Origin of the sequence: Acidianus brierleyi, from assembly GCF_003201835.2 — an archaeon.
Classification (GTDB): Archaea; Thermoproteota; Thermoprotei_A; order Sulfolobales; family Sulfolobaceae; genus Aramenus; species Aramenus brierleyi.
Genome location: NZ_CP029289.2, coordinates 2,751,282 through 2,767,143, shown reverse-complemented (window position 1 = coordinate 2,767,143; position 15,862 = coordinate 2,751,282). Strand labels below are relative to the sequence as shown.

At 35.8% G+C, this 15,862-nt stretch carries 13 protein-coding genes and 1 pseudogene; 8 read left to right on the top strand and 6 right to left on the bottom strand.

Annotation, left to right across the window (positions count from 1 at the left end; genetic code table 11):
- Positions 1 to 227 precede the first annotated feature (227 nt).
- Positions 228 to 791: pseudogene (locus tag DFR85_RS30755) on the bottom strand (acetate uptake transporter).
- 92 nt (positions 792 to 883) lie between these two features.
- Between DFR85_RS30755 and acs the strand changes: the two are divergent.
- The gene (gene acs, locus DFR85_RS30750) at positions 884 to 2,878 is read left to right on the top strand and encodes an acetate--CoA ligase (protein ID WP_110271567.1); all 1,995 of its coding nucleotides are present in this window, start codon (positions 884 to 886) and stop codon (positions 2,876 to 2,878) included.
- A 214-nt stretch (positions 2,879 to 3,092) separates the two neighbouring features.
- Here acs and DFR85_RS30745 read toward each other — a convergent pair whose 3' ends face one another.
- Complete coding sequence (locus tag DFR85_RS30745) at positions 3,093 to 3,878, bottom strand: APC family permease (RefSeq protein WP_246252934.1); 786 nt, start codon at positions 3,876 to 3,878, stop codon at positions 3,093 to 3,095.
- 53 nt (positions 3,879 to 3,931) lie between these two features.
- Here DFR85_RS30745 and DFR85_RS30740 point away from each other — a divergent pair, with 53 nt between their 5' ends.
- Both DFR85_RS30740 and DFR85_RS30735 read left to right on the top strand, forming a co-directional pair.
- Positions 3,932 to 4,516: an IS607-like element ISSis7 family transposase gene (locus DFR85_RS30740; protein ID WP_110271565.1), complete on the top strand. Its 585-nt coding sequence runs from the start codon at positions 3,932 to 3,934 to the stop codon at positions 4,514 to 4,516.
- Positions 4,494 to 5,795: an RNA-guided endonuclease InsQ/TnpB family protein gene (locus DFR85_RS30735; protein WP_110271564.1), complete on the top strand. Its 1,302-nt coding sequence runs from the start codon at positions 4,494 to 4,496 to the stop codon at positions 5,793 to 5,795. The genes DFR85_RS30740 and DFR85_RS30735 overlap by 23 nt, the downstream gene beginning before the upstream one ends.
- Here the strand turns inward: DFR85_RS30735 and DFR85_RS30730 are convergent.
- Entirely contained in the window at positions 5,789 to 6,430 is a 642-nt protein-coding gene (locus DFR85_RS30730; protein ID WP_110271947.1) for an APC family permease, read from the bottom strand. The genes DFR85_RS30735 and DFR85_RS30730 overlap by 7 nt on opposite strands.
- Before the next feature lie 72 nt (positions 6,431 to 6,502).
- Complete coding sequence (locus tag DFR85_RS30725) at positions 6,503 to 7,480, bottom strand: FAD-binding oxidoreductase (RefSeq protein WP_110271563.1); 978 nt, start codon at positions 7,478 to 7,480, stop codon at positions 6,503 to 6,505.
- A 230-nt stretch (positions 7,481 to 7,710) separates the two neighbouring features.
- Here DFR85_RS30725 and DFR85_RS30720 point away from each other — a divergent pair, with 230 nt between their 5' ends.
- Complete coding sequence (locus DFR85_RS30720) at positions 7,711 to 10,173, top strand: malate synthase (RefSeq protein ID WP_110271562.1); 2,463 nt, start codon at positions 7,711 to 7,713, stop codon at positions 10,171 to 10,173.
- A 676-nt stretch (positions 10,174 to 10,849) separates the two neighbouring features.
- Here DFR85_RS30720 and DFR85_RS30715 read toward each other — a convergent pair.
- Positions 10,850 to 12,259 (bottom strand): phytoene desaturase family protein, encoded by a 1,410-nt coding sequence (locus DFR85_RS30715; RefSeq protein WP_110271561.1) that lies wholly within the window; start codon positions 12,257 to 12,259, stop codon positions 10,850 to 10,852.
- The gene (locus DFR85_RS30710; protein WP_110271560.1) at positions 12,256 to 12,723 is read right to left on the bottom strand and encodes a sterol desaturase family protein; all 468 of its coding nucleotides are present in this window, start codon (positions 12,721 to 12,723) and stop codon (positions 12,256 to 12,258) included. The genes DFR85_RS30715 and DFR85_RS30710 overlap by 4 nt, the downstream gene beginning before the upstream one ends.
- Before the next feature lie 123 nt (positions 12,724 to 12,846).
- On the opposite strand from DFR85_RS30710, the gene DFR85_RS30705 reads away from it, so the two are divergent.
- From DFR85_RS30705 to DFR85_RS30690, 4 genes are all read left to right on the top strand, one after another.
- Positions 12,847 to 13,686 carry a phytoene/squalene synthase family protein gene (locus tag DFR85_RS30705; RefSeq protein WP_110271946.1) on the top strand — a complete coding sequence of 280 codons (840 nt, stop codon included), beginning with the start codon at positions 12,847 to 12,849 and terminating at the stop codon, positions 13,684 to 13,686.
- On the top strand, positions 13,656 to 14,354 hold the full coding sequence (locus tag DFR85_RS30700) for a lycopene cyclase domain-containing protein (protein ID WP_110271559.1): 699 nt from the start codon (positions 13,656 to 13,658) through the stop codon (positions 14,352 to 14,354). The genes DFR85_RS30705 and DFR85_RS30700 overlap by 31 nt, the downstream gene beginning before the upstream one ends.
- Positions 14,339 to 15,214, top strand: a complete 876-nt coding sequence (locus DFR85_RS30695) for a hypothetical protein (RefSeq protein ID WP_110271558.1) — start codon at positions 14,339 to 14,341, stop codon at positions 15,212 to 15,214. Before DFR85_RS30700 ends, DFR85_RS30695 begins: the two co-directional genes overlap by 16 nt.
- Positions 15,215 to 15,304: 90 nt before the next feature.
- Positions 15,305 to 15,475: a hypothetical protein gene (locus DFR85_RS30690; protein ID WP_012716298.1), complete on the top strand. Its 171-nt coding sequence runs from the start codon at positions 15,305 to 15,307 to the stop codon at positions 15,473 to 15,475.
- Positions 15,476 to 15,862 lie beyond the last annotated feature (387 nt).

Genomic DNA, 15,862 nt, shown 5'->3' with positions numbered 1-15,862 from the left:
CAGTACCATAGATAAGTTAATAGTTCACTGTAAAGCCTACAATATCATTGCCTCAAACAAATTACACTTATTGCATAAGGAAATGAAAATATTTAAGAGAGAAATTTACGTAAAACTGCTATCATAACTCAATGTTTATTCCATTAATACATTAATACTAAAAAAAAGAAAATGTTGAAAATAAAAATTCTTGGAAAATTGGTAAACGGCTTAAATTTTATAAAAAATTATGCCATAGGAGCTTTTCCTAGAGGTGCTTTTATTCCTAGGTTTTCCGCAACTACGGTAGCTAAGCCTGTGTACCATGCCGCTATTGCAGTTAATATTCCGACATAACCTCCTGCATGAATTAGCGGAGTACTACTAATCATTGAGCCTATGCCTAGTAGGAAGAACGTTATCCATAGAAGTAAAAACGTTATGAATAAACCTAGATTACTCTTAAACGTACCAAATCACATTACCAGTGTAAATATTCCGAAACCTACTAAGACAAGTCCTATTCCTGCAGCTGTTACGTCTCCAAAAATTCCAAGAGCCGTTAAGAAGTACCATTCCCAAAATGCTCCATAAGTGAAGAAGGCTACATAGCCGAATGTATTTCCAGCTCTCCACTCTAAAATCCCTGCAAGTAGCTGTGCTAGTCCACCATAGAAGGCAGCTAAGCCTAATACTGCTCCTACACCCTGAGATGACAATAATCCAGCATTAAACACGCTTAGAACCAGTGTAGTTAATGCAAATCCCGAGAGGCCTAGAGGTGCTGCGTTTGCTCTTTTTTCTTCTGTCATGATAAATTCTCTCATCTATTAAAGTTAAAAATCTTTTTATAATATATAAACATAAGTAATGTTTAAAATTATAGCTAACTATTATATTAAATATGTCAGTAACATGGGCTTTACCATTCGATAAGAAAATTAAACCTAAGATAGGAGAAAATAACGTAATAGATGAGAAAACTTATTCTGAGATTCATGAAAAAACTGTAAAAAATTATAAGGAATTTTGGGAAGAAGTAGCTTCACAACTTGAGTGGTTTAGGCATTGGGATAAGGTATTGGACGAATCGAGTCCCCCTTTCTATAAGTGGTTTGTGGGTGGAGAGATTAATGCCTCCTATTTAACTCTTGATAGGCATTATAATTCTTGGAGAAGAAATAAGGTTGCTATAATATGGGAAGGAGAGCCTGTAGATGAGAAAGGAAATCCTAAAGAAGTTAAACAACTAACATATTCTGATCTCTATAGAGAAGTAAATAGAGTATCTTATATGTTAAAGGAGAAATTGGGACTTAGAAAGGGGGATACGATTACAATTTATCTTCCTATGATTCCTGAATTACCTATATTTATGCTTGCAGCAGCTAGACTAGGCATAGTATTTACTGTAGTATTTTCAGGATTTAGTTCCGACGCTTTAGCTACAAGAATGAACGATGCAGAAGCTAAAGTGCTAATAACAGCGGACGGAGGATGGAGAAGAGGCAAGGTAATAGATCTTAAGGGGATTGCAGATAAAGCTCTAGAGAAAACTCCGTCTATAAAGAAAGTTATAGTTGTAAGGAGGATAGGCAACGGAGTTAGAATGAACGAAGGGAGGGATATATATTATGATGAAATAATGAGCGATATTCCGCATAACGCCTACGTGGAACCAGAAAGACTAAAATCTGAGGATCCGCTCTATATTTTGTACACTTCTGGAACAACAGGTAAACCTAAAGGCATTGTTCATGATATTGGGGGTTATATGACTTTACTTCATGGAACAATGAAATGGGTATTCGACGTTAGAGACGAAGATGTATATTGGTGCACAGCAGACATCGGCTGGGTTACCGGACATTCTTACATAGTATTTGGTCCATTAATGGAAGGAGTGACAGGGATAATTTATGAAGGTGCTGTTGATTATCCTCAGCCAGATAGGTGGGCCTCAATAATTGAAAGATATAAGGTAAGTATTCTTTATACATCTCCCACAGCAATCAGATCTTTTATGAAGTATGGTGAAGAATGGGTAAAGAAACATGATATGACGAGCGTAAGACTAATGCATTCAGTAGGAGAACCCATTAATCCAGAAGCCTTCGAATGGTTTTATAATCAAGTAGGAAGGAATGAGATACCTTTCGGTTCTACATGGTGGATGACAGAAACAGGAGGGATAATGATATCAAACCTCCCTGGTTATTTAATGATTCCAATGAAGCCTGGGAGTAATGGAATGCCAATTCCTGGTTTAGAAGCAGACGTTTTAGACGATAACGGTAACCCAGCCAAATTGGAAGAGAGAGGATACCTAGTTTTAAAGAATCCGTGGCCAGGAATGCCTTTAACCATATATAAAGACCCAGAAAGATATGTTAAAGTATATTGGAGTAAGTTCCCTGGTATTTTCTATGCAGGCGATTATGCGGTAAAAGATAGAGATGGATATTTCTGGATATTGGGTAGAGCTGATGAAGTAATAAAGGTTTCAGGTCACAGACTCGGAACTTATGAATTGGAATCCGCATTAATTGAGCATCCTTCTGTAGCCGAGGCCGCAGTAGTTGGAGTTAGCGATCCTATTAAAGGTGAAGTACCGGTAGCATTCGTAATTTTAAAGCAGGGATATAACGCAGACGATAATTTGGTAAAAGAGATTATAAACACCGTTAGAGAGAAAGTAGGTCCAATAGCTACTATAGATAAGCTCTATTTCGTTAGCAAACTTCCTAAAACTAGAAGCGGAAAGATAATGAGAAGAGTAGTTAGAGCAGTTACAATGAATAGTGAAGTAGGAGATATAACTACTCTTGAAGATGAAGCGTCAGTAGACGAAATAAGGAAGGCAATACAAGAATTTAAAGCAGAACTTAGTAAACAATAACGTCAACACTGCCTCTTCTCCTTTATAAATTTTGTTTTTATGGCTATATTGATTTTTGTATTATTAAAGAAGTATAGTTAAAAATAAGTCTAGTATTTATAAAGAATTTAGCTAGGTTTTATAACATAAAAATAGTTTGATATAACTTGAATGATTTCAAAATACTTGTATAATTAATTTCAATATCACAATAATAAAAAATATTTTTGTTAAATCATACTTTATCTTCAGATTCTTCTACATTCAAATTACTTAATTTTCTAGCGCTCTTATTTACTAAAGCATAAATTATCACTATTATGGCAAATACGGATGTAGTTATCGCTGCGATATTTATAGGATATGTGGGTGGATAAAAGCTGTAATATATTCCTAAAGCTAAGATAACAAAGGAAATTGCTGGAACTATACCGTGTAATATAATATTGAAATTCTTAATTTTATTATAGAAAAATGGTAGAGCCACGTCTCCTAAAATATGCCCTATAAAAGTAGCTATTGAAGACGCTAGAACAAGATATAAGAAACCATAATAAGGTCCCATCACGAGTCCGGCGGTAATTGATACTATGGCAGAAAGCATTGATAGGAATAATATTGAATTTGCGGGAGTTCTGTATTTAGGATGCACTCTACTAAAAAATGATGGCAGTACTTGATCTCTACCTAAGGCATAAAGTAGTCTTGCTGAAGAATTCAACGGAGCTAATGAACCTGCAAATAAACTATTTACTATGAAAATGAAGATTAAAACCACTGCGGGTAGTCCTATGTATTTATCGGCTAATATTAATCCAGGTATTCCGGAAGATGCAAAATTTGACATATTACTTATTCCCCAGCCTACAGTAAAGGCATAAGAAACCAAAACGAAAACTATACCAGTTATTAGAAAACTTATCAATACTGCTAATCTAATGTTTCTTCTAGGTTGTTGTGCTTCTTCTGCAATATAAACTGCACCACTTGAGCCAGACATAGAAAATATTGCCGTAGTCAACAGTTTCCGATAAACCGTGAAGTTTATATACTTTGTATGTAAGTTTAACTATAATGCTGAAACCTAAGGAAGTGTGCCAAAAACTAGGAATATCATACCGCACACTACAGAGCTATGTTAAGAAGGGTTACATAAAACCCGTGATACTACAGAGTGGAAAATGGAGGTTTAAAGAAGAGGATGTCGAAAGACTCATGGGGATTGTTAGGAAGAGGAAAGTAGTATTATACGCTAGGGTATCATCAAACACACAGAAAGACGACTTAATAAACCAAGTAAAATACCTGGAGGAGAACGTTAAGGACTACGACCAAGTAATAACTGACGTTGGTTCTGGATTAAACATGAAGAGGAAAGGATTCCTCAAGCTATTGAGAATGATACTAAACAACGAAGTATCGAAAGTTGTCATAGCCTACCCAGACAGACTAGTTAGGTTCGGTTTCGAGATAATTGAAGAAGTATGCAAAGCACACAACAGCGAGCTCGTGGTATTAAATAAGGAGGACAAAACACCAGAGCAGGAACTAATCGAAGATTTGATCTCTATACTGGTATCATTTAGCGGAAAGTTGTATGGTATGAGGAGCCATAAATATGAGAAGGTGAAGAAATGTGTCGAAGAGCTTAAGGCTTAAATCATTCCAACCGGAGGAGGAATACGTTTACCTAACTTACTCCCTAAAGAACGATAAGAAGGAGGAGACGAAAATACTACTGGAGAACTACAGAGTCCTACTACAGAAGGCTTTAGACTGGTTATGGGAAAGAGTTAAGATAGAGAGGAAGGAAGTAAAGAAAGGTAAGAAAGTCCTAACGAAGATTAAAATAACTCTGCCTAAGAAGAAGGAGGTTTACAAGACGTTAAGGGATGAGCTTGAGAAAGTTAACAAGTTGGCTTCCCATTATGTTGATAAGGCAATAAGCGACGCTTACTCAATCTTGAATAGTTGGAGGAGGAGGGCTGAAAAAGGACAAGCGTCATTAAGGAAACCGACATTAAGGAAGGTTTACGTTAGGGTTAAGTCTACTCTTAGGAAAGTTAAGGGCGAAGAAGTTAGGATTACTGTAATACCTTACGAATATATTACCTTCTCTTGGTCTCACACTTGGTTTTCAAGGAGGGTTGAAGGGCTAGAATTAGGTGAGCCCATAATTAAGGAGGATAAAGTGTATTTGCCATTCCGTTATAAACTACCATGGAATAGTCCTATCGATTTCCTTTCAATTGACAGTAACTTATACACTCTGGACGCTTATGATGGTGATAAGTTTGTCACATTTTCAATTAAGGAGTTGTATAGCCTTAAGTTCGGTATGGAGTTGAAGAGGAGTAAAATACAGTCCTTCGCCTCTAAGCACGGTAGAAAAGGGAAATTGCTGATGAGAAAGTACTCCCACCGTGAAAGGAACCGCGTGCTTGATTATGTTCACAAGTTTGTGAACAAACTGTTGGGAATGTATCCTCTCACTATGTTTGCTGTCGAGAAGTTGAATAAAAAAGAGATGTTCCAAGATGCGAGCGATAGATTGTCTAAGAAGATTTCGAGGACTGTATGGAGGAGTATTCACCGCGTTCTAAAATATAAAGCCTCACTTTACGGTTCCTTTGTTAAGGAGGTGAGCCCGTACCTCACATCTAAGTCCTGCCCCAGATGTGGATGGGTTTCCCGAAAGGTCGGCAGGACTTTTAGGTGTGAGAGGTGCGGGTTCACTCTGGATAGGCAACTGAACGCATCTCTAAACATATACCTCAGGATGTGCGGGTTCCCCCACCTCTTTTTTACTCCCACTGGGAGTAGGTGGGTCGGGGTTATCCCGCTAAAGGGGCGGAGGGGTATGAACGGGGCAATGCCCCGTGACTCTGGTGAAGCCCAAGGGCTGAGGATTGGATACAAATTCATGAAAATTCAATGAAGCCCAAACCCCAATATCATTCCTTCGAATACTGCTATCCATCCACCTGGAGCTATAGGAGTAAAAGGAGCTAATGTGTTGTGAGGTCCTACTTTTATTATAATTGTAATAGCTAACCATATTAAAAGCGATATTTCTATTAATGAAGTAATAAAGGAATATTTCAAAGAGGGCTTAATTCCTAGATAGGCTAGGATAGTGAATGATGATAGGAAGATTATAAGGAATATTATCCAAAACCACGAGGGTAACGAGATCCCTAAGAATTCTGAAAGGATGGAAGGTATGAATACCCCTCCAGTAAATATTATAGCATTTGTTATTACATTGAAATAAGAGAATAAATATAGTAATCCAGTTACTAATCCATATCTAGGTCCCATTCCTCTTAAAGCGAAAGTATAGAATCCTCCTGCATTAGCTATTTTCTTTGAAAATTGATATGGTACGTTAATCCACGTTAGTACTCCGAATATAGCCACAAGATAAGCTAATGGTAATGAAGCTAATGCGAATGCAGCACTTCCAGTTAAAGTAGCTGCTACTGCACCTAATGGCGCTATTAATGCTACGGACTGACCAAGCAGTGACCAAAATCCAACAGCGTTTTTCTCCAAACCTCTTTTATCGTCCATAACTCCTTTTTTCTCTAAAACTGTATATAAAATTAACATTCATAGCATGTAAATGTAGTAATTATTATAGAATTATTGAAAAATATTGAAAAATATACCATTAGGGTCTAAACTATTTTTAAGCATTGAAATAGCTTCATAATTATAACCAAAGCAATTACTAGCACAATTTCTCTCCTTTATTACCACAAATTGGCTTCTGAGGCCTTCTACATCTATTCCATTACACCTTATCAATCCATTACCGTAATACGCAACACAATAATCTCCTTCAATTTCTTTTAATACATCAATTTCCTTACCTCTAACTGTAACTATGGAGGCGTCATATTTTTTTGGGATCTCGAATATCTTACCTTCTCCTCTTATTACTGCATATATTTTTATATTATTACCTTCCTTTACACTTATAATACCTAAAGGTCTCCTTTTAAAATATTCCTCGTAATTTTTGATCTCTTCAAAATGAAAATTTTGATAAGGTATAAGTCTTATATTGATTTCTAGATAAATCCCCAACCATCCTAAAGCTCCAGAGAGAGCTTTCCATATTTTATATCCGCTTGAAAATTTTGTAGTTTTACTTCCACTTTTTATTATTTCTCCTAATCCTGTAGCTATTTTAGCTCCCAATAACCAGTCTTTAGGATAACCGTACCAAGTTAAAATGGAAGGTAGGTTAGTGGAAGCGAATCCACCTGTTGTCCCGCTATATAAAAATGGAATCTGTAATCCATGAGACTTTAGAACGTTAGAAAGATACTGAAAATCAACTCCAGCTTGAGCAGTAACATAAAGATCCTCCTCAGAAATATCAATAATCCTGTTCAATTTTTCAGTAGAAAGACCAATATCCGCATTCACATTAGGACCTATATGGTTACTATTCTTACCAAAAGGATATATTTTTAAGTTGTTTTTTATTGCAAATTTAATAATTTCAGATACTTCCTCATATGAAGAAGGAAAAACGTTAATTCTAGTTATTACGTTTGACGATGAACCTTCTCTTGTTTCGCTGATTTTCCCTACTTCATCTACCCAATCCATTAATGTATGAACACTTTTAAATTTTTTAGATTTTTTGATAATCGGACCAAGGTCAACTTCTTTATACTGTTTGTATAAGTTATTATCAGCATAAAATTTCCTATTGTCTAGTTTTTCTTTCTAATAGCTAATATTTCCCTGTGCCATAATATTTAATAATTTATATTAATAATCAAAACCATATTATCAAACTTTAAAAACATGTAAATGGATATGATATTGATGTTAAATTGTCATCTATAATAAGGATTCCAGAGGAAATATATGAGAAGTATAAAGATCTTTTCGGAGAAAAAATAATAAATGATAGAACAATTAATGTCGAAAAACTCATCGAAGAGCTTTCACTCGAATTCTCAGAAGAGATAAAGAGTGTTATAAGTAAAAGAAGAAAATGGTTAGAGTCAAAAGAATCAGTTGAGCTAAAGGGTTCATTTCCTTCGTGGGACGAAATATTTATTGATGCTGACGGAAATAAGAGAACTTTTAGGGAAATTGTTCAAGGTATGATAGATAATGCTCTAGAAGTAGAATCTAAATTAAGGTGGAGACTAAACGATAATGTGCCAATACCTAATGACGCACATCCACTTAAGAATCCTGGATTGGAGATTACGGGTCCATGGTATCCCTTAAGTAGAGCTTACCATCAAATAAATACAGATGTAATATCAGCAATGGAAGATGAAGAAGATGCCTCGCCTGCATGGTATGTTCCTTACGCATCTGGAAAAACTGTAGCTGACGTATGGGAGGGTAGAAAAAATGTAAAACTATTTCTCTCAGGAAAGGCACCAAATCCATACTATGAAAAGGGCAAAACTTACAGTATAAACAAAAGCAGAGATAAATGGCCTACAGTTTTTCATAGGCTACCCGGTTTGCATATTCTTGATTTCGATATAACTTTAGATGGAAAGCCAATACCAGCAATAATATCGTCTGCAGTAATCTATACACTAAATAACTACAATAGTTTAAAGAGTGCCGGTTCGGGAGTATACTTTTATTTGCCCAAGACACAGACACCAGAAGAAGCCCTTTTAGTTGAGAAAATATTAAGGAGAATAGAAGGCAAATTAGGGTTAAAAATAGGAACATTGAAATTAGCCCTACTTTATGAAGAAGTCAATGCTGGAAGATATTTACCAGTAATATTATGGATTTTCAGAGAAAGGTTAGTCAAATCAAATAATGGTAGATGGGATTATCTGGGCAGTTTGATTGAAATGTGGTTACAAGACAAGGTACTTCCAGATCCACAGAACATTACAATGACGTCTCCCAATATGATGGCATACCAGAAATACAACGCTTTAATGATGTTGTTATCAGGAATGAAAGACGGTGAAGCCGACGCTGCCCCTGTAGGTGGTATGGCTGCAGTGATGCTTTACCCACAAACAGATCCCTTCGAAAGGCATAAGTATAATGTAAAAGCATTAAGAGGAATAAAATTAGACAAACTAAGGGAGAGATTAATAGGACTGATCTTTATAACTGATAAAGCTAGTAAAGTTACATTGGACGATATTATCCAAGGAAAAGTTAAAGGAAAACTGTATGACATGTTTAGACAGAGTTGGGTGGCAACTAAGGAAGAAGCATACGTTGAGGCAGGAAATAAGCCGTTAAGAGCTTCTCTTGAAGAATTACAGAAATTAATAGATGCCCCAGTTCAATATGTCACTATAGAAGGTACTAAATTACCAACAGTTGATAGTGGTTTAACACCGGAAGAGAGAATATTATTTCAAAAACTAGGTTTGATAGATGAACATGGAAAAATTACTCCTTGGGTTATAAGTAAGGACATGATTGATACACCAGAAAAATTACTGTATAATAAGGATCTATGGGGAGGAAAGGAATTATGGCACGCATTGTATGATGTCCCAGAAGGAGATATTACACCTGAACATGTTCAGCATGCATTTTATATGGCAGCTAATTACGGTTTTCAGCTATTGAACGGTAACTTAGCTGCAGCGATAGATGATTATGAGGTTAAACAAAGGTTTATGAACGATTTAGCTACATACAGGATATTTACTGCTTGGCTTTGGAGTCTAATGAATAGAGATGCAACCGTAACTAAGGACGGATATATTAAGGGTCCAAAATTAACTAGGGACGGAGTAATACCGGCTAACGACGTCTTGAAAATGACTAGAGGCACTAAGGTTAGGGACATATTCGAGGACCTATGGAAATTGCACTTTGAATGGACATATGAATTCTATAAGGAACAAGATATGAGAGTAGCAAAGAGAATACTGGAGTCTTTTGGTAAAAACGATAAGCTTGAAGAGATATATAACATAATTTCAAAGGCATATAGTTCAGGTCCTTTCAGGGAAATATCGGCTAAAGAGGCTGCACAAAAAATAGGTAAATTACTTGACGCTACTCCATCAGAAATAGAAGAGGAACTGATCAACTTAGCTCCCAGATTTGATAGAAGTATGGCTCCTGTTATTATGGAAATATTAATGAAGCAGTTCTTATATCCTAAGTACATAATGAATAGCGGAAAAATACTTTTCGTGCTATCCCCACTTGATCCTGAAAGGAGATTAAAGGTTATGGACAGTATATTCTCGTTTAAGGAAATTATTGAAGATAAGGTTAAGAGGGGAGAGTTAGATAAGTCAGTGTTAGATCTCTACGACTATATTTACGATAACTATTAGTTTTTAGAATTCAATTTTATAAAATCTGAGAATATTTTGAAAGATATTAAGTAGCTGCTTTAAGTTTGCCCTATGTTTTCCTTTAGCTTTTATCTTTAGATTCGAATTTGTCTCTTAACAAGTTAAGTTTTGAGAAAAACGGAATGAACTGAATATCTAAAAATAACGAATAAGGCTAACGCTAGCAATACTGCGCAGTTAATATGATATAATGAATATTATTAAGGCGCTAGCTATCATAAATATTGAGTTTGTAAGAGAAGAAATTGATGATATTATAGAGGTAATTGTTGCGAATGTCTCTTTTGGAATTAAACTGTATTTTACATATGAATAATAATATCCTATAAAACCGCTTAGTATTGAACCTAAAAATACAACGAGATAGGCCAGAGGTAGAAGTTGAATGTTTGTCATAAAGAGAAAAATTACAATTGAAATATCGGGAATAAGAATAAGGGGAAAAACCTTATTAATCTTACGTTTATAACCTATGCGTTAGTATTTTCGAAAAGTTCTTAGATTAGGATTTAAATGAAAATCCTTAAGACTAAGGCTATAAACTTTCTGAAAGCGCTAGTGTTCCTAGTAAGTTTCCTAAAATAGTAACTATGGACCATAAACCTATTAAAATTGGCGGTAATGAAAAATATAGTAAATTAAAAGATTATATTTTCTATTTTTTAGACCAGTTTAATATTTTATCTCCTACGATCATGGCAGATATAGTTACCATAGGAACTCCTATTCCAGGCTGGGTGTATTGACCAACATAGAATAAATTAGATAGTTTTCTGTTTTTCATAGGAAGTCTAAATGGACCTGTCTGATCTAAAGTATGAGATAATCCGAAGGCAGACCCCTTATATGCGTTATAATCCTCTTCGAAGTTCACGGCTCTATATACCTTTTCGTATTTTATATGGAAGCTACTTCTAGTTTTTGCTTTGAAATCATCAATTACTTTTCTGACATAATCTTGATAATTTGGAAGTAAAAGTCCAGGAGAAACTGGTATAAGAAATACCAAGTCCTTTCCCTTCAAAGAGCTGTCAGTAGCTTTCCTATAACTTACGTAGTAAGACATATTTTCAGGGTCAGGTTCATTTCCCTTAGAAATTGAATCAAAGTGTAATTTCCAATTTCCGTTGATGAAGATTCCGTGATGTGGAGCATTAACTTCTCCTTCAACTCCAACATAAGCTAAGACTGCAGATGGAGAAAGTTTTCTTCTCTCCCAGTAGGATTCTCCCCTCATTGTGTATTCCATAGGGAGCAGAGTATCAGCGTAATGATAATCCATGTTAAATATGAACACGTCTCCTCTTTCCACGTCTTCACCTGATCTAACAGAAATGACCTTATCGTTATCTACGTCTATCTTATCTACCTCATGATTGAACTTGAATTGAACTCCGGACTTCTTACAAGCTTCAAATAGTTTAGTTACGTATCCTGCAAATCCTCCTTTGGGGTAGTAAACTCCCTTTCCGTATATTGCATAATTTACTATTGCATAAACTGCTGGGGTGTTGAAAGGAGAACCTCCAAGAAAAACTGAGGAGAAACCTAAAGCCTTCAATAGAAAATCGTCGGAGAAATATCTCCTGTTAAATGAATCCAAGCTGGTAAATATTGGAAACCTTTTTAAGTTGCTTATTATTGCTGGATCGAGGAAATCCGAAAATTTCATCTCTTTAAATAGGAATTTCTCCATAGCCAGAGAATACATGAATTGAGTGTCTTCCAAGTAGCTTTCAAAGTCCTTAAACTGAGAAAGGTCATGATTAAATTCCTCGCTTCTTTCTAGAACGTTTAACTTTCCCGTATATAAGGAAAATAAAGGGTTAACTTTCATTATTTGAGGGGGTTCCTCTCCTACCTCATGGAAGAATTTTTCGAAGACTTCAGCCATTAAGTACCATGATGGTCCCATGTCAAATGAGAATTCCTCATGTGAGAAGCTTCGAGCCCTTCCACCTGGCTGATCCAACTTTTCTATTATAGTTACTTCCTCTCCCTTCTTTCTTAAATAAAGGGCAGTTGAAAGTCCCCCTATTCCAGCTCCTACTATTACTACTTTCATGCCTTTTGCCTCGCTTCCTCCGGTATCTTATCTATTCCTCTTATTACTAGAAGGAAACCCCAATTTCCTCTCCCATCACGATGATGTACGTCATGAACAAGTATTAACTCCCTAAAGGGTTGGTGTCTTAAACCCCAAGAACGTAAATGTAAATGCCTGTCGTGTATTATCATATCGTGCACAAAAACGTAAGCAGCACCGTAAGCTGTCATTCCTACAGCCACTGCAAAAGGAAGCGGATTTCCAGTTCTTAACCACTCAACAATCAAGAGTATTGCAATGCCCGCGAAAATTATTCCAAATGCATCGTTCTTTTCAAGTTCAGCTTGTTTCTTTCTATGATGATCCTCGTGTAGGAACCAAAGAGCTCCGTGCATTACATACTTATGAAGAAATCTGGCTAAGAATTCCATTCCGAAGAAGTAGAGGATTCCGATTGCAGTGAGCTCTAACGTTTCTAACATAGGATAAAAGGTGAAAGACGATATAAAAGGTTATGTTAATTGAATTTTAATTTCCCTTTAAAGCAAGTATTAAGAAATTTTTTACACAATTATTTTTGCTAGATGTTTAATAAACTCTTAGTTATGAAGGATCAGCTTAACAGCATTTTCAAGAAGGGCAGCATAACTTACTATAACAGCACGTTTCTTTTCCCTCGAGAGATTAGGAGAGATGTGACAAAACTTTATGCTTTCGTTCGAGTTTTTGATGATCTAGTTGACTCCGTTCCGCAAAAGGTTAAAGAATTTTACTCACTCAGAGAATTATATTATAAGGAACTTGATAACGGTTCTAGCGGAGACGTAGTATTATCAAATTTCGTTGAGATGATGAGGAGAAGAGGATTTAAAGAGGAATGGGTTGAGGCATTCTTAAACTCTATGGAGAGTGACTTAAAGAAGAAAGTATACTATACAATAGACGAGACCTTAGGCTACATGTGGGGATCTGCAGAGGTAGTGGGTCTTATGATGATGAAAATACTTAACTTAAGGGATGAAGCTACATACTACGCTAGAATGTTAGGTAGAGCAATGCAATATCTAAACTTCATTAGAGATGTAAGAGAAGACATGGAAATGGGAAGACAATATTTGCCTGTTAACGAAATGAAGGAATTCAAGGTTTCAAGTCTGCTAGAGTGCAACGAAGCTTTCAAGGAATTCATGAGATTTAACCTCAAAAGGTATTTCTTCTTTCAAAAGGAAGCCGAAAGGGGATATCATATGATACCTAGTAGATATTTGATTGCAGTAAAAACTGCTGGCGATATGTATAAGTGGACCGCAAGGAGGATAATGGCCGATCCTTGTGTGGTCAATAGAATGAAGGTAAAACCTAAAAGGAGAAGTGTGCTAGCTCGAGGTTTATATAATTTCTTGGGTGTACCTATTTGGAATTTAATATCTTTCTACCGCATTTAGCCTATGTCGAAATTGATTCAATGATATTTTTCCCTACCTTGCTAATATCAATCCTTTTCAAGGTCAGAAGATATTATAAGTCATTAGCATTCTCTATAGGGATAGTTGCCCCTCTTTACGTAATATGGGACTTCTTAGCTACTCTTAAGGACTCTTGGAGTTTCAATCCTAAGTGGATCTTAGGTATTCGAATTGTTGATCTTCCCATAGAGGAGGTATTTTTCTTCATTGTTACGCCTTTTGCTACCCTCTTAATATACGATTTTGTAAGAACTAAGGTAAGTGACAGGGAAGTGAATTGGATTACAAGAGAATTGATGATATTAATAGCTTTGTTTCTTCTCGCAATAGATGTATTTTTGACGGAGTACTCATATACCTTCATAGTATTGATTTATTTATCATCCTCAATTCTGCTTGTTGAGTTCCTCGATCCTGAAATGTTCAGATCCAGGAACTATTGGATATTCCTTGGATTAACATATATTCCTTTTTTTGTCTTTGACTATTTCCTGACGTCATTGCCGGTGGTTGTTTATGGTCCTCATTCAATTCTAGGGGTTAGAATGTTCACAATTCCAATTGAGGACGCAATATACTCCTTTTCGATGATGAATTTCTATACTGTGTTTTATAGAAAAGGTGTAAAGTTTTGGAATTCCGCATGATTGAGGACATGTTTTCAAGTGAAGACCCTTCAATTGTGGAGAAAATATACTCTCTGGATAGGAATTCTATAATAGAATGGATGAGAAAAAGAGATACAGCACAAATGAAAGTGTGGCAAACGGGTAACGATGATATAGCTGTGGTGATACCCACGGCTGACGTGGAAAGTGAACGCGCCAAGGAATCGATGAGAATATTCTCAGGAGCTAAGATCGTGATGGTTGAAAGTAAAGGGAGTTTCTTTAATTACGCTAGGAGCGTTAACAAGGGGTTGTCTGTTGCGTTAGAAAGTTCACCTCGTTGGGTCGTGATCTCTAACGATGACGTTCATGGTATAGACAACTTAAAGAAGTTGAAAGACGAACTTTCTACATCAAGCAAAGGAATGGTTCTAGCTAAACCTTCTAGATACCACTCCTATAAGGTTTCTTTGATTAAAGTGAAACCCTACTTTCTGAAGGGAATGAACTTCATTGGAAAGTTTATGAAAATACCTCCTGCAGAAGTTTACAGTTACCTTCAGACGAAATATGGTGCAAAGCTGGGAGTTACAACTCTTACTATAATAGACTCAATGATAGGATTAATGAGGAACTTTGCTGGAGAGGTGAAAGACTCATTCGTTAACGGAGGAAGCTTCATGGTTTTGAATAGAAGGGCGATAAACGGTAAAGTTTTCGACGAGACTTTCATAAACGGTTATGAAGACGTTTACCTTTCAATGAAGATGAGAAATGATATGGAAATCGTGAACTTTAGAATAAACGAGGAAAGGGGAGCTAGCCTAGGTTTCGGCAAGTTAAGATTTTATAGATCATTCGTTAACGAGGTATATCTTAACTATCTCCTTTGGGGATAACGGTATAATAGACGGAATTAAGGATTTTATTTTATAACTTTTCCTATAGAATATTCTAAAGACTTTGAAAATAAGGAGTTGAAGAGTTTAATGATAATAACTGATGAGGATAAATTGGAGTTAAATAATGTTAAGCTGTTTTCTATGGAGTATTATAAGAAGGGTGAAGAGAAAGTTCCTTACTATAGTGCCGTCATCCCTAAAGAGATTGGAGAAAAGTTAGCAGGCAAGAAAGTTTTAGTGATTGCTGAGATAGAATAAACTCCCCAGTTTACTGAAGAAAAATTCAACTAGTAGTAAATACTACTAAGAGGCTAAGAATAAGAAGTAATAATGACATTGTAGTTTAAGATTTTCCTTCAGTTTATCATCTATGGTTATAGCATTATTTGAATCTCCAATCAAAACATAATAATCCATTCGTAAGTTCTTCTTTACTAAAGTACTTTTCCCAGTTTTCCTTCTACCATAAATTAAAGTCCAGTTCTTTATGTTCCTTATTTTCTTCTCGTCTCTTAATATATAGTCTCATAAGACTAGTCTTATAGGACTAGTAAAAAAAGATTATATCTGCATTAAAGAGAACTATAAATTTAAACTTAATTGAAAGTAACTTATTAAGTTGTTGCTTTCTCGTAATCCCAGCAG

Excerpts from the sequence above, each read along its gene's own strand:
- DFR85_RS30705 (WP_110271946.1), top strand. The coding sequence starts at position 12,847 with ATGAAGGATCAGCTTAACAGCATTTTCAAGAAGGGCAGCATAACTTAC.
- DFR85_RS30730 (WP_110271947.1), bottom strand. The coding sequence starts at position 6,430 with ATGGACGATAAAAGAGGTTTGGAGAAAAACGCTGTTGGATTTTGGTCA.
- DFR85_RS30710 (WP_110271560.1), bottom strand. The coding sequence starts at position 12,723 with ATGTTAGAAACGTTAGAGCTCACTGCAATCGGAATCCTCTACTTCTTC.
- DFR85_RS30740 (WP_110271565.1), top strand. The coding sequence starts at position 3,932 with ATGCTGAAACCTAAGGAAGTGTGCCAAAAACTAGGAATATCATACCGC.
- DFR85_RS30715 (WP_110271561.1), bottom strand. The coding sequence starts at position 12,259 with ATGAAAGTAGTAATAGTAGGAGCTGGAATAGGGGGACTTTCAACTGCC.
- DFR85_RS30725 (WP_110271563.1), bottom strand. The coding sequence starts at position 7,480 with ATGGATTGGGTAGATGAAGTAGGGAAAATCAGCGAAACAAGAGAAGGT.
- acs (WP_110271567.1), top strand. The coding sequence starts at position 884 with ATGTCAGTAACATGGGCTTTACCATTCGATAAGAAAATTAAACCTAAG.
- DFR85_RS30690 (WP_012716298.1), top strand. The coding sequence starts at position 15,305 with ATGATAATAACTGATGAGGATAAATTGGAGTTAAATAATGTTAAGCTG.